Source organism: Embleya sp. NPDC127516, from assembly GCF_044765325.1.
Lineage (GTDB): Bacteria > Actinomycetota > Actinomycetes > Streptomycetales > Streptomycetaceae > Embleya.
This window is the reverse complement of record NZ_JBIWJT010000039.1, coordinates 51347-64556: the sequence shown is the minus strand read 5'-3', so window position 1 is coordinate 64556 and position 13210 is coordinate 51347. Positions and strand designations below refer to the sequence as shown.

Below are 13210 nucleotides of genomic sequence, written 5' to 3'. Positions count from 1 at the left end.
AACCGATCCGGCCGCGAGGCCGATTCGGCCGCCGAATCGACCCGGATCCGGTGGCGGTTGCGGTCAGGCAGGCCCTTCTCCGGAGCGGGTCAGGGACCAGGCGTGGGCGAACAGGTCGGGCAGGGTGCGTTCGACGGTGGGTCGGGAGGTGATCACGCGGCCTCCGGGCATGAGCGTCACGCCGAGAAGACGTGCCTTCCAGGTCTCCATCGCTGGGATCTTCCTCGTCGTGGCCCCCACCCAGGCGCCGGGCAGGAAGAGCGTGCGTCCGGCGCGGGTGCGCTTGTCCTGGACGACGAGATCGGTGTCGGCCAGCGCGGCGCGGGCCTTGCGGTGGCGGGCCGGACTCCATTGGTTCCAGCGCCGGGTGTGGGCGTCGGTGGGCGACTCCAAGACCAGGAGTTGCAGGTACAGCGTGGCCGCGTCGGCGTGCAGGCCCAGTTCGTCGGCGACCCGCGCGACCAGGTCGGGGGCACAGGCACCGGGATTCGCCTCGTACTGGCCGGGGGAGAGATCGTCGGAGGCGACTCGCTTCGCGATGTCGTCGAAGTAGGTGCTGCGGATGCGGTCGACGGCCGTGATGCCTCCGGACGCCGGGTCGACGCGGCGCAGGATCCGCGAACGTGCGTCGTCGCCAAGGTGGGCCGGTCGGAAGTAGGCGGTCGGAATCGGGGTCCAATTCGAGTGTTTATGGGGCGGGTTGAGGAAGGCCACGGTGAGTCCGTCGTCGATCGACGGGCGCTGGAAGGGTTCGGGGCCGTGGTAGGGCGTTTTTCCGAACAGTTGCTCCAACGCCTCCATGGTGATCACGGATTCGTCGAACTTCGAGCTCGCGTACAAAAGTACGCCGGGGTGTTCGAGCCGGTTCCGCAGGGCCGTGATCACCGCGGGGATGCCGGACCGGACCGGGTCGCCGGCCGGCAACTCGGCGTACAGCACCGGGAGGAGATTCGCGACGTCCTCGATCAGGTTGTGGATGTGGAACGATCGCGTCCGATCCGCGATGTGCGCGCCGTTGTGACTGTCGCGCAGCGGCGTGTCCTGGTCGGTGCTCAGGATCGGTTCATCGGCGGGGCGCGCGAACGCCGCGCACAGGTCGGCCGCCGCCGTCTTGGCGCCCAGGCCGCCGACGTGGGTGAGGGTCTCGGGCGGGACCGGGTCGTGCTTTCCGTACGCGACCTGCCACGCGGCGGCGATGCGGCCCGCGAGGTCGCGGGGGCCGGTGGGCTCCCAGAGTGCCGCGGGGTCGTCGGGCAGCACGTTCGCGAACAGCTGCAACTGTGCCTGTGCGGTCAGCGATGCCAACTCCCCGAGTCCGACCTCACATTCGGTGACCTTGAGGGCCATGACCCGGCGTTCGTGGTCGGCGGCCCGCATGGTCAACCCGGTGTCACCCGGGCTGCCGGCCAGGATCAGCGCGGCTCCGGGGCGGGACAGGCCGGTGGCCAGGCTCAGTTCGTCCACCGCGGCGGGGTCCCACGGCATCGGACCCCGGGTGCGCACGAGGTGCACGAGGCGGCGCAACTGCTGTGCGGTGCCCCAGCCGCGCGCGGGCTCGGCCGCGTCCTCCAGGGTGCCCAGGCCGGGTGGCTCGGCGTCGCCGGCTCGCAGTTCGAGGGCGAGACGGAGGCCGTAGGGCGGCCCGACCACGACCGTCGCACCACGCTCGTCGCGCGCGCCGACGCCGTCGCGGACCCGGCCGATGCGCAGGCGGGCCTCGGGATCGGCGAAGACCGTGTCCGCCCACGACGCCAGGAACGTGAGGAGCCGTTCGCGGCGTTCGGGCCGGACGGCGGGTGTGGCCGCGCGGAGCGCGAGCACGCCGATCCGCCCGATGCAGCGGACCCAGTGCCCTTCCAGGACCACCGGGGGACCGCCCGTGCCCGCCGGTGGATCCCACGTGTGGGCGAGATAGCCGGCGGTGTGCTCGATACCGGTGAACACTCGTGTGAGTGAGCCGTCGGCGCCGCCGATCAGGCGCCGCAGTTCGCTGTCGGTGCGGTGGTCGTCCACTCGATCCGCTGGATGCGTCATGCGGATATCCCTATCGGACCGCGCCGACGCCGGGGACACCGGCGGCGCGGGACGCACCCTACGGGAGTTGGTTCAGTCGACGATGTACCAAGCGTTGCCGAGGTACTGGAGGGTGCTGTCGCCGATGTCGCTCGAAGTGAAGGTGGTGGAGGCCCGGATCGCCGCGGCCGGGATCAGCACCTTGTCGGAGGGGCGTACCGAGACCCGCTTCGGGTCCACCGTGGCGCTTTGCAGGGACTTCTTCTGCGGCGCGGAGATCATTCGGAAGACGACCGCGAAGCTGGAGGTGCACGGGCCGGCCCCCTCGGCCTCGGCCTTCTTCGCCCCGGGACCGGCGACGTCGCAGACCGTTGTGATGTCCTCACGCCCGAGGGCGTGCAGGTACTGCTCGTAGCGTTGGATCGCCGCCTCGGTCGTCTTGCCCTGGGCCGGCTGTGTTCCCGAGCCGGCCGATGGCGTCTGCGACGCGGACGTGGTCGGTGTCGCGGATGTCGGTGCCGTCGGTGGAGTCGAGGATTGCGCGGTCGTCGACGGCGGGGCCGCCGGGGAGGACGGCGCTGGTGGGGGCGAGGTTCGGTCCTTGGCGGAGTCGGAGTCGGAGTCGTTGCACGCCGCCAACAACAGGATGGCGGATACGGTCGCGCCCACGATTGCCCGCATGTGGTTCTCCCGTCGGTGAGATCACAGGCGGCCGATGCTACTTCCGTCGGCGGTCGGCCCGCTGGGGTCGGGCGGCTCCGCCGGGGGCGGGCGGGGCGCACGAGCGCGACGTTGGTGACCCGGATCGTGGCCGACACCCCCGGCTCGGACCCGATCCTGCTCCTCCGCTCCGTCCGGGCCCTGCCTGGGCCCTGTCCGGCGGACCCACCAGGATCCGTCGGACAGGCCCAGGGTTGCCCCGTGTTCGTGCCGGGCGGGTCAGGTCTGGGCGGTGAGGAGGGTCCACCAGGGGGTCGGTTGGGTGGGGTCGATGGTGGTGATGCGGTCACCGGGGCGGGGAATGGCCAGTTGTACGTCCTTCGCCTTGGCCTCGTGCCACAGGCGGTCGACGGGCTCGGCCCAGGGGTGCAGGGCCAGGTTGAAGGTGGCCCAGTGCACCGGGAGCAGTACCTTGCCGCCGAGGTCGAGGTGGGCGGCGATCGCCTCCTCCGGGTTCATGTGGATGTCGGGCCAGCTCGGGCTGTAGGCGCCGATCGGCATCAGGGTCAGGTCGAACGGGCCGTGGGCCGCGCCGATGCGGGCGTAGCCGTCGAAGTACCCGGAGTCGCCGGCGTAGAAGACCCGGTGCCGGGCGCCCGCGACGACCCAGGAGCCCCACAGGGTGTCGTTGCGGCGCAGGGTGCGGCCGGAGAAGTGGCGGGCCGCGGTGGCGGTGAAGCGCAGGTCGGCGACGGCCGCGTCCTCCTCCCAGTCGAGCTCGATGATCCTGGAGGCGGGCACGTTCCAGCGCTCCAGGTGCGCGCCGATGCCCAGGGGGACCAGGAACGGCGCGGTCTGGGTCGCGGTGAGTTCGAGGATCGTCGCCCGGTCGAGGTGGTCGTAGTGGTCGTGCGAGATGACCACGGCGTCCAGCGTCGGCAGCGCGGCCAGCGGTACCGGGAGCGGGTGCAGCCGTCGTGGGCCCACGAGTTGGGAGGGAGACACCCGCTCGCTCCACACCGGGTCGAACAGCACGCGGCGGCCCTCGATCTCGACGAGGGTGGTGGCGTGGCCGTACCAGATGGCGCTGAGGCCGTCGGTGGGCGGCAGTGTGGTGGGGGCGGTGACCAGGGGTACGGGTCCGGCGGGTCGGCGCTCGCTGCGGTTGCGGAGCATTTGCCCGATGAGTTGCGGTGCGCTGCCGGCCGCGAGCATGTCGGCGGGGACGGGGTTGCGGAACGTGCCGTCCCGGAACTGTGGCGAGCGCAGGAAGCGGGCGAGTCGTTCGCCCTCCGCCTTGCCGCCGAACTCCGCCGGTACGTCGCGCAGTGCCCATCCGGCCGCGGCCAGCGCCAGACCGCCCGCCACCAGTCGCCGAGCCGAAGTGTTTCCCGCCATCCGTCACACTCTCCTCGTGTCGTTCTCGGATGCTTCAACCGCCGGCGGGCGTGACACGTTCCCCGATTCGTGATTGTGGACACCGTGGGGTGCGGCCATTCGACGTTCTTGCCATCTCTATTGCTTGACTGCATCATGCATTTGATCGATCGAGTCAAGCGAAACGAGGCACGGCGATGAACCCCGATGAGCTGTTGGACGACCACGACGCGGTGGGGCTGGCCGGTCTCGTACGCCAAGGCGAGGTCAAGCCGGCCGAGATCCTGGACGCCGTGATCGCCCGGATCGCGGAGCGCGACCCGATTCTGCGCGCGTTCGTGTCCACGCGGTTCGAGGCGGCCCGGGCCGAGGCCGAGGGGGAGTTGCCCGACGGGCCGCTGCGCGGGGTCCCGTTCGCGGTGAAGGACCTCGGCTGCGACGTCGCCGGCATGCCGAGCACACAGGGCTCACGCCTGTTCGCCGACGCGGTCGCCGAGCACGACGGTGCGCTGGTCGCCCGCTATCGTCGGGCCGGGCTGGTGGTCGTCGGCAAGACCAACACCCCCGAGTTCGGCAAGAACGCCAGTACCGAGCCGCTCCTGCACGGCCCCTCGCACAACCCCTGGCGGCTCACCCACTCCACCGGTGGCTCCTCCGGCGGTTCGGCCGCCGCCGTGGCCGGCGGCATACTGCCCGCCGCACACGCCAACGACGGGGGCGGCTCGATTCGCATCCCGGCCGCCTGCTGCGGACTCTTCGGGCTCAAGCCCTCACGCGGACGTGTCCCCGACGACCACGGTCTGTCCGGACTGGCCTACCCGCTGTCCATCGCGCACGCGGTCACCCGTACGGTGCGCGACTCGGCCGCGCTGCTCGACGTCGTCGCCGGTCCGCTTCCCGGCGACCCGTACGCCGCGCTGCCGGCGCCGCCCGGCGGATCGTTCCTCGGCGCGCTGGACGCCGCGCCCGGCCGGCTGCGCGTCGGCTTCTCGACCACCAACGTGGACGGGGTCGCCGCGCACCCGGCGGCGGTCCGCGCGGTCGAGCGCACGGCGGCGTTGCTCGCCGAACTCGGCCATCGGGTCGAGGAGGGCGCACCGGTCTGGGACGGTCCGGCGACCGGCGCGGCCCTGGGCCAGGTGATGGCGGCGGCCACCCACACACAAATCGAGGACCGGCTCGTCGAACTCGGCCGCGAGCTGCGCGAGGACGACATCGAACCGTTCACCCGGGCCGTGCACGAGCGCACGGCCGCGATGCGCGCGCAGGACCTGGTCCGGGCGTTGCAGACGGTGGTCCGGACCGGCCGCGAGGTCGCGCCCTTCTTCGACGCCCACGACGTGTGGCTGAGCCCGACGTTGGGCGTTCCGGTCCCCGAACTCGGCGTCCTGGACACGAGCGACCCGGCGAGCATGTACGCGAACGCCGCCAAGATGACCTGGTTCACCTCGGTGTTCAACGTCTCCGGACTGCCGGCCGCGAGTGTGCCGGCGGGATTCGACGAGGCGGGGCTGCCGGTGGCGATCCAGCTCACCGGCCGAATGGGTGCCGAAGCGCAACTGCTGCGGATGGCAGCGCAGTTGGAGGAGGCAGCGCCGTGGGCAGGGCGGGCACCGTGGCCGCCGGCGGCGGTGGGCGGCTGACGGCGGCCGGTCGCCGGGTGCCCGGCGACCGGCCCCGGAGGCCGTACGTCGGGCCCGTCGTCGTGCGTTCGCGGACGACGACGGGCCCGTGACCGCGGGGTGGGGCAATCCGCGGGAGCCGCTCAGCGCTTGATGCCCACCCCGCCGTAGCCCCAGACGTTCTCGACCGCGTCCAGGGGATCGTCGGGTTCGCCGTCCGGGTTCCAGTGGGGGCGGATACCGGGGGGTTCGACCACCTCGAAGCCGTCGAAGAAGGACAACACGCGGTCGTAGCCGCGCATCGTCATCTCGGCCGAGGCGTTCTTCCAGCCCGCGGCCCCCGCCTGTCCGCGCGCGGGATCGGCGTCGAAGGAGGCGTGCGACAGGATGAGCATGCTGCCCGGGACGAGCGCGTCGCGCAGCGTCGCGACGATCTCGTGCGGGTTCTCCTCGTCCTTGATGAAGTGCAGGATCGCCACCAGCATCACGGCGACCGGCTCCGCGAAGTCGATCACCTCGACCACCTCGGGCGCGGTCAGGATCGCCTTCGGGTCGCGAAGGTCCGCCTGAGTGAAGGTGGTTCGCCCGGGGCCGCCGCCGGTCATCAGTGCCCGCCCGTGCACGAGCACGATCGGGTCGTTGTCGACGTACGCCACGCGCGCGTCCGGCGCGACCTGGTGGGCCGCCTCGTGCGTGTTCCCGCCGGTGGGGATGCCGGTTCCGATGTCCAGGAACTGGCGGATGCCGCGTCGTGCGGCATAGCGGACGCTGCGCTGGAGGAACAGCCGGTTGAGCCGCAGCGTGGTGGGCAGATCCGGAATCGCGGCGAGGATGTGCTCGGCTGCCGCGCGGTCCACCGCGAAGTTGCTTTTGCCGCCCAGCAGATAGTCGTAGATCCGGGCGGTGTGCGGGATGCTCGTGTCGATCCGCGCCGCGACGGATTCCTCCTCGACCTCGTCCAGACGCGGCAACCGCCACGCGTCCTCGTCGCTGCTCGATATCGACGTCACGCGCTCACCCTTCGCGAGGCCACTCCCACGGACCAACCGAGACTACTGCGCCCGCCCGGGAAACGGTCCACCGCCGCGCGCCGCGCGCCGCCGGTGAGCCCAAGTCCCTTGGCAACCACGGCCGCCGACCCTACGTCGACCGCCTTCGCGGCTCCCTGGCCGTTCCGGCTGCCGATGTGCCAGGTTGGCGAGTGTGGAACACCGAGAGAGCGCATGGGCCGGAGCGGCGGCCGGAGACGACGTGTGCGCACGCGGCCCGGCCGCATGGACCTTGCGGGGGCGGGCACTTCCGGGACCGATGGTCGACCTGCTCGCCGCATGCGGATGGCGGCATCCGGGGGACGAGGTGATGCGCGAGGTGGTGCCCTGGATCGAGGAGCCATGGCATCTCCCGGCCTATGCGGCAGAGACGCGCCGGGAATCGTGGTTGTTGGATCTCCTCGCCGACGACGAACGATCGTCGGCGCTGATGAGTGAGCCTTCCCATCTGGCGGCGGTCCGGCGCTCGTACGACACCGTTTCCGAGGCCTACGCCGCTGTCGTCAAGGCGCCGGCGGAGTTGGATCCGTTGTCGCGGGCGATGTTGGGGGCGTTCGTCGAGTCGGTGCGCGACGGTGATCGCGGGCCGGTCGCGGATCTGGGTTGCGGGCCGGGGAAGGTGACCGCGTACCTGGCCGCGCTGGGGGTGTCCGCGTTCGGCGTCGACCTGTCGCCGTGGATGGTCGAGACGGCGCGCCGGGCCTATCCGCAACTGCGGTTCGTGGTCGGGTCGATGACCGCGTTGGATCTCGCGAACGGTGAACTCGACGGGATCCTGGCCTACTTCGCCACTCACCACACGCCGCCGGAGTGGTTGCCGGTGGTGTTCGCCGAGTTCGCCCGCACGCTCGCCCCCGGTGGTTGGCTCATGCTGGGCGGCTACGTCGGGGAGGACGAGCACGTGCGACCGACCCGCGCGTACGGCGGCCATCCGGTCTCCTACGAGTCCTACTTCCTCCCGGCCGACCGGATCGCCGAACTGCTCGGCCGGGCCGGGCTCGTCGTCACCGCGCGCATGTTGCGGGAACCCGGCGACGGAAGCAAGCGCCGCGATGCCGTCTTCCTGGCCCACCGGCCGCAACCGGCGAATGCGGCGGAATCCCCGAGGTGACGGCGGGCGGAGGCGCAAATGCCGGGCGGTCGGTGCGGACGGCGTTGTCGGGCGAGTTGGGCGGGCGTACGGGCTGGGGCGATGGCGCGGGTATGCGTCGGGGGCGTGCGCATCGAAATGGCTCGGCGGCGGGTGGATCGGTGGAGTCTCGTCCCGGCTCGCATTCGATGCCCGGTGCGGCCGAGACGCGGCGGCGGGGGCGGGCGGCTCGGCTTCGCGGGGGCGCGCGGGGTGGGCATGTTCGGCGCGCGGTGTGTTTCGTCCGCCGGCGGTCGATGAAGAGCGGGACGTGGGCGCGATTCGTGTCGAGTATGCCGAACTCGATCGCTGGGGCTGCGTGGACGAGGTGTCGTCGGCTGAGCGTGGGTGGAGTCCGGGGCCGGGTCGGCGGGGTCGGTTGTGGAGGGTGCGCGGTAGGGTGGGCATCCCATGCGCACCGTCGATCCCGTCAAGCACGCCGCCAGGCGACGTCAGATCCTGGAGGCCGCCGCCTCCTGCTTCGCGGAGATGGGCTTCCACGGCACCCGGACCGCGGACATCTGCAAACGCGCCGGGATGAGTCCGGGCAACCTCTTCCACTACTTCCCGAGCAAGCACGCGATCATCGTGGAGCTGATCGACAGCGAGGGCGTGCAGACGGCCGCCTTCCTGGAGCGGCTGGCCGCCGAGGAGGACGCGCTCGGGGCGCTGTTCGAGCTGATGGAAACGGTTGTCGCGCTCGCCGCCGACCCGGAGTACGCCGGCCTCACCCTGGACACCGCCGCCGAGGCCCAGCGGGACGAAGGCATCGCCGCGCTCTTGGCCCGCAACGACCGCCGGCTCCGGGCCGGCATCGCCGACCTGCTGCGCCGTGCCGCCGCGGCCGAGCGGATCGACCCGGAGTTGGACGCGGAGGACGCGGCGACGTGGATCGCGGCCCAGATCGACGGGATCTTCGCCCGGGTGGCGACCGATCCGAGCTTCGCGCCGCGCGAGCAGGCGCCGATGCTCCGGCTACTGCTCACCCGCTTCCTGCGCGTCGATCCGGCCTGACCCCGCGTCCGCGTCGAATCGACGCGGACGCGGGCGTCGAACGGCCTCGCGGCCGGGCACCCGCCACCCGCGTGCGGCCTTCGGCCCGGGTCGCCCGGCCGCGCGCGGGTGCCGCGGGGACGGTTCAGCGTCGAGGACGGCCGAAGAGGAGGTCGTAGCCCGGCGGCAATTGCAGCAGCACGCGGTTCATCAGGTCGTCGTCGATGGCGTCGGCCACGACGCTGAGTACCGCTCCGACGTCCCATTTCGCGGTCTCGTCCGTGGCGCCCTCGATCCACGCGCCGGTCGCCCGGACGAACCGGTCGGCGCTGAGCGGCTCGTGCGCGGGGAGCGGGTTGAGCAGTACCAGGGCACAGGTGTCCGGCAGCCTGGCAGCCAGTTCGGTGCGCTCGCCGCCGACCAGGTGTGCGCCCAGGAGCGCGAGGACGACCCGAATGCCTCGCTCCGCCTCCGCGGGTGAGGAGTATTCGCCCCGCTCCTGAACTGCCGCGAGGAAGGGTTCCCATCGCATCGGCATCTGTATCGGCCCTTCTTCCGTCATCCGTCGACTGCGATCGGAGCGGGCTCGGGCGGGGCGGCCCCGATCCGGAGGGCACGCGGCGTGCCGGTCCGGTGACCGGGACGGGGTCGCCCCGGTGCGCCGGCGGTGGCATGGCCGCGCCGACCTCAACGCCCGACCGGTTCGGGGCGGATCGACGATGTGCGCTTCGAGGCCGCGAATCGGGTCGGTGCGCATGGGGTGCTCCCCACCTTAACGCTCCGTCGCACACTTGACGGCCTTCGACGAGGACCGACCCGCACGCGAGCCCGGAAGTGGCGGCTGTGCGATTTCGATCCATCACCCCTTGTGTCCGGAGCGGGTTCGGTGCCGGTGTCCGGTGCGGGGTGGTCGACCCCGAGGGGCGACCGTCCTCCCGGATCCACGACAGGCTTCGCGTACAGGCTTCGCGCGAGGAGGTCACTCGGGGTGGCGACGGAGGGACAGCGCGGATGCGGCGATCGAATGGTGCGTCGTGAAGGCGACGGTGCCGGGCCGGCGGCGATCCTCGCACCACTCGACGGGTACGCCTGCCGGGTATCGGTGATGCGGCGCCGTTCGCACCACAACGGCGAGTCCGCCGCGCAGCCGACCGGTCCGCGTCTCCGATCGGTTCCGCCGGCTCTTCCCGCGAAGCTCGCTCGCCCGTGCGTGCGTTCACGCGTCGGCCATCGATCGCCGGCCTACCGAGCCGAGTCGAGCTTCGCGGTGCGGCCCGTGCCGCCCAGGCCCAGGTTCGCCGTGGGCACCGTCACCACCTCGGCCGTGGCGTCGGGCGAGAGCGCGACCGTGCGCCTGGGCGGACTGTGGACCACCTCGGCCGGGCAACAGTCCGGCCAGGGCGTCACGTTCCGCTCCGGGTGACCTGCACACTGGTCAACGAGGGCACGGTGACCTACCACTTCACCGTCTTCCCGAACATCGCCCTCCCGTTCGCGGGCACCCTGCTCACCGTCGGCCCCGGCAAGAGCGCGACCTACGTGTGGGACGCCGCCGGTACCGACGGCGCCTACGACTTCAGCGTGCACGGCGCGGACGGCTTCGTCCGACGCTTCGCCGGCACCGTGGTCCGCGACCCGCAGCGCGACGTCGCCGTCCCGTCGGTCCGCGCCACCCCGCACGGACGCCGGCCCGATGCCGCCCGGCTGGACCTGCGACTGAGCAACGACGGCGACACCGACGTGCGCTTCACGATCCCGCCGAACGACTTCGGCGGGACGGCCCGGGAGCAGTGGGTGAGCGCCCGCGACCGGGACACCGTGGCGTGGCCGACCGACGCGTACGGCCGGTACGACGTCACCGTCGCGGTGGCGGACGGCCTCACCCGCCGCTACGCCGGTACCGTCCACCCGTCGAACCGGGACTGATCGGCACACCGTCCGCGGCACCGGGACCGACCGGCACAACGGCCCGCGTGTGCCGCTCGCTGGAGCGGCACCCGCGGGTTCGGGTTCCTCACTCCGGGCGGCGCCGGCGGATCAACACGAGGACGCTGTGCGCCTCGACCGCGCGCACGGAGCCCGCCTTGACCTCCACCTCGTCCGCGCCGTCGGGGTCGGTGGTGTCCACGGCGACGTGCCACACGTCGCCGTCCCCGAAGGACGGCACCCGTACGTCGACGCTCTCGTAGTGGGCGTTGAGCACGAACAGGAACGAGTCGTCCACGATCGGGCGGCCGCAGGAGTCGCGTTCGGAGATCGCGTCCCCGTTGAGGAAGACCACCACGGAGCGGGCGTTCGGGCGGTCCCAGTCCTTTCGGGTCATCTCCTTGCCGTCCGGACGCAACCACAGCAGGTCGGCCGGGCCGTCCGCGCCGTCGCCGCGGAAGAAGCGCCGCCGACGCAGCACGGGGTGTGCGGCGCGCAACCGGACGAGGCCGCGGGTGAACTCCAGCAGGTCCCGTCGGGCCGGGTGGGCGGCCGAGTCCCAGTCCATCCACGCGGTCTCGTTGTCCTGGCAGTACCCGTTGTTGTTGCCGTGCTGGGTGCGGCCCAGTTCGTCGCCGTGCGAGAGCATGGGCACACCCTGCGAGACGAACAGGGTGGTGAGCAGGTTGCGCTGTCGGCGCTCGCGCAGCGCGAGCACGCCGGGGTCCTCGGTGTCTCCCTCGACGCCGGAGTTCCACGATCGGTTGTCGTCGGCCCCGTCGCGGCCGTCCTCGCCGTTGGCCTCGTTGTGCTTGTCGTTGTACGACACCAGGTCGCGCAGGGTGAAGCCGTCGTGTGCGGTGACGAAGTTGACGCCGGCCAGCGGTCGTCGGTGCTCGCTGGTGTACAGGTCCGACGAGCCGGTGAGGCGGCGCGCGAACTCGGGCAGGACGCCGTCGGTGCCGCGCCAGAAGTCGCGCACGCTGTCCCGGTACTTGCCGTTCCACTCGCTCCACAATGGCGGAAAATTGCCCACCTGGTAGCCGCCCTCGCCCACGTCCCACGGCTCGGCGATCAGCTTGACCCGGCTGACCACGGGGTCCTGCTGGACCAGGTCGAAGAACGCGGACAGCCGGTCCACCTCGTGGAACTGCCGGGCCAGGGTGGCCGCGAGATCGAAGCGGAAGCCGTCCACGTGCATCTCGGTGACCCAGTGGCGCAGCGAGTCCATGATCAGTTGAAGCACGTTCGGGTGCCGCATCAGCAGGCTGTTCCCGGTGCCGGTGGTGTCGTAGTAGTGCGCCGGGTCGTCGTCCACCAGGCGGTAGTACGAGGCATTGTCGATGCCTCGGAAGGAGAGCGTCGGGCCCAGTTCGTTGCCTTCGGCGGTGTGGTTGTAGACGACGTCGAGGATCACCTCGATCCCGGCCGCGTGCAGGGCCTTGACCATCGCCTTGAACTCGGTCACCTGTTCGCCGCGCGTGCCGGAGGACGAGTAGGCGTTGTGCGGCGCGAGGAAGCCGATGGTGTTGTAGCCCCAGTAGTTGCACAGGCCCCGGGCGAGCAGCGATCCGTCGTGGACGAACTGGTGCACCGGCATCAGCTCGATCGCGGTCACGCCGAGCGTGGTCAGGTGCTCGATCACGGCGGGATGGGCGAGGCCGGCGTACGTGCCGCGCTGGTGCTCGGGAACGGCGGGATGGGTGCGGGTCATGCCCTTGACGTGCGCCTCGTAGATCACCGTCTCGTGGTACGGCCGGTTCGGACTGCGGTCGTCGCCCCAATCGAAGGTCGAATCGGTCACCACCGAGAGCATGGTGTGCCGCAGATTGTCCGCGGTGTTCTGCTCGTCGGGCGCCTCGGGCCGGTAGTCCAGCAGCGACAGGTCGCCGTCGGTGTTGCCGTCGATCGCCTTGGCGTAGGGGTCGATCAGGATCTTGGCCGGATTGCAGCGGTGACCCCGGTCGGGGTCGTGCGGCCCGTGTACGCGGTACCCGTAGCGCCGGCCGGGCCCGACGCCGGGGAGATAGCCGTGCCACACGTAGCCGTCGACATCGGGCAACGGCACGCGCTGCTCGGTGCCGTCGTCGTCGATCAGCGCGACCTCCACGCGCTCGGCTACCTCGGAGAACACCGCGAAGTTGGTGCCGGAGCCGTCGAACGTGGCGCCGAGGGGATAGGCCCTGCCATTCCATGCCTGCATGAAGTGACATTAACCGCTCATATAGGGCGGAAATTCGATCGTCGACACGGCGGGATGTCGTGTCCCGCCGCGGGTCCCGGGCGGAGCGGCCGGCCGTCATCGGGGTGGGCGCGTTCCGCCGGCCGTCACGCGCCGGGCGGTCGACGCGTTTGTCGGCGCGTCGAGGGCACTTCGTCGGAACCAATGGGACAAAGTAGGACGAGATTGTCGGTCTGTCTGTCTCTGTGGTCGTGGGTCG

General features: G+C 71.5%; 11 protein-coding genes. 4 read left to right on the top strand and 7 right to left on the bottom strand.

Annotated elements, in window-relative coordinates; translation table 11 throughout:
• Positions 1–63: 63 nt before the first annotated feature.
• The 3 genes from ACIRL2_RS44425 to ACIRL2_RS44415 all read right to left on the bottom strand — a co-directional run bounded on the left by ACIRL2_RS44425 (position 64) and on the right by ACIRL2_RS44415 (position 4071).
• Positions 64–2034 carry a hypothetical protein gene (locus ACIRL2_RS44425; RefSeq protein WP_402240362.1) on the bottom strand — a complete coding sequence of 657 codons (1971 nt, stop codon included), beginning with the start codon at positions 2032–2034 and terminating at the stop codon, positions 64–66.
• A 72-nt stretch (positions 2035–2106) separates the two neighbouring features.
• Positions 2107–2694, bottom strand: a complete 588-nt coding sequence (locus tag ACIRL2_RS44420) for a hypothetical protein (RefSeq protein ID WP_395873161.1) — start codon at positions 2692–2694, stop codon at positions 2107–2109.
• 258 nt (positions 2695–2952) lie between these two features.
• Positions 2953–4071, bottom strand: a complete 1119-nt coding sequence (locus ACIRL2_RS44415) for an MBL fold metallo-hydrolase (RefSeq protein ID WP_395873162.1) — start codon at positions 4069–4071, stop codon at positions 2953–2955.
• A 176-nt stretch (positions 4072–4247) separates the two neighbouring features.
• Here ACIRL2_RS44415 and ACIRL2_RS44410 point away from each other — a divergent pair, with 176 nt between their 5' ends.
• Entirely contained in the window at positions 4248–5693 is a 1446-nt protein-coding gene (locus ACIRL2_RS44410) for an amidase (RefSeq protein ID WP_402240359.1), read from the top strand.
• A 122-nt stretch (positions 5694–5815) separates the two neighbouring features.
• Here ACIRL2_RS44410 and ACIRL2_RS44405 read toward each other — a convergent pair whose 3' ends face one another.
• Entirely contained in the window at positions 5816–6682 is an 867-nt protein-coding gene (locus ACIRL2_RS44405; protein ID WP_395873164.1) for an SAM-dependent methyltransferase, read from the bottom strand.
• Between the two features lie 469 nt (positions 6683–7151).
• Here ACIRL2_RS44405 and ACIRL2_RS44400 point away from each other — a divergent pair, with 469 nt between their 5' ends.
• Positions 7152–7832: a class I SAM-dependent methyltransferase gene (locus tag ACIRL2_RS44400; protein ID WP_402240403.1), complete on the top strand. Its 681-nt coding sequence runs from the start codon at positions 7152–7154 to the stop codon at positions 7830–7832.
• Positions 7833–8261: 429 nt separating this feature from the next.
• On the top strand, positions 8262–8864 hold the full coding sequence (locus ACIRL2_RS44395) for a TetR/AcrR family transcriptional regulator (RefSeq protein ID WP_395873165.1): 603 nt from the start codon (positions 8262–8264) through the stop codon (positions 8862–8864).
• A 124-nt stretch (positions 8865–8988) separates the two neighbouring features.
• Here the strand turns inward: ACIRL2_RS44395 and ACIRL2_RS44390 are convergent, their stop codons facing one another.
• Together ACIRL2_RS44390 and ACIRL2_RS44385 are read right to left on the bottom strand one after the other, a co-directional pair.
• Positions 8989–9381, bottom strand: a complete 393-nt coding sequence (locus ACIRL2_RS44390; protein WP_395873166.1) for a DUF2267 domain-containing protein — start codon at positions 9379–9381, stop codon at positions 8989–8991.
• A gap of 704 nt (positions 9382–10085) precedes the next feature.
• A complete protein-coding gene (locus ACIRL2_RS44385) occupies positions 10086–10250 on the bottom strand; it encodes a hypothetical protein (RefSeq protein ID WP_402240356.1) in 165 nt (54 codons plus the stop codon).
• Positions 10251–10262: 12 nt separating this feature from the next.
• Between ACIRL2_RS44385 and ACIRL2_RS44380 the strand changes: the two genes are divergently transcribed.
• A complete protein-coding gene (locus tag ACIRL2_RS44380; RefSeq protein WP_402240353.1) occupies positions 10263–10769 on the top strand; it encodes a phospholipase domain-containing protein in 507 nt (168 codons plus the stop codon).
• A gap of 88 nt (positions 10770–10857) precedes the next feature.
• Here the strand turns inward: ACIRL2_RS44380 and glgX are convergent, their stop codons facing one another.
• A complete protein-coding gene (gene glgX / locus ACIRL2_RS44375; protein ID WP_395873169.1) occupies positions 10858–12972 on the bottom strand; it encodes a glycogen debranching protein GlgX in 2115 nt (704 codons plus the stop codon).
• Between the last annotated feature and the right edge of the window lie 238 nt (positions 12973–13210).

Excerpts from the sequence above, each read along its gene's own strand:
- ACIRL2_RS44425 (WP_402240362.1), bottom strand. The coding sequence starts at position 2,034 with ATGACGCATCCAGCGGATCGAGTGGACGACCACCGCACCGACAGCGAA.
- ACIRL2_RS44390 (WP_395873166.1), bottom strand. The coding sequence starts at position 9,381 with ATGCCGATGCGATGGGAACCCTTCCTCGCGGCAGTTCAGGAGCGGGGC.
- ACIRL2_RS44415 (WP_395873162.1), bottom strand. The coding sequence starts at position 4,071 with ATGGCGGGAAACACTTCGGCTCGGCGACTGGTGGCGGGCGGTCTGGCG.
- ACIRL2_RS44400 (WP_402240403.1), top strand. The coding sequence starts at position 7,152 with ATGAGTGAGCCTTCCCATCTGGCGGCGGTCCGGCGCTCGTACGACACC.
- glgX (WP_395873169.1), bottom strand. The coding sequence starts at position 12,972 with ATGCAGGCATGGAATGGCAGGGCCTATCCCCTCGGCGCCACGTTCGAC.
- ACIRL2_RS44395 (WP_395873165.1), top strand. The coding sequence starts at position 8,262 with ATGCGCACCGTCGATCCCGTCAAGCACGCCGCCAGGCGACGTCAGATC.
- ACIRL2_RS44420 (WP_395873161.1), bottom strand. The coding sequence starts at position 2,694 with ATGCGGGCAATCGTGGGCGCGACCGTATCCGCCATCCTGTTGTTGGCG.
- ACIRL2_RS44410 (WP_402240359.1), top strand. The coding sequence starts at position 4,248 with ATGAACCCCGATGAGCTGTTGGACGACCACGACGCGGTGGGGCTGGCC.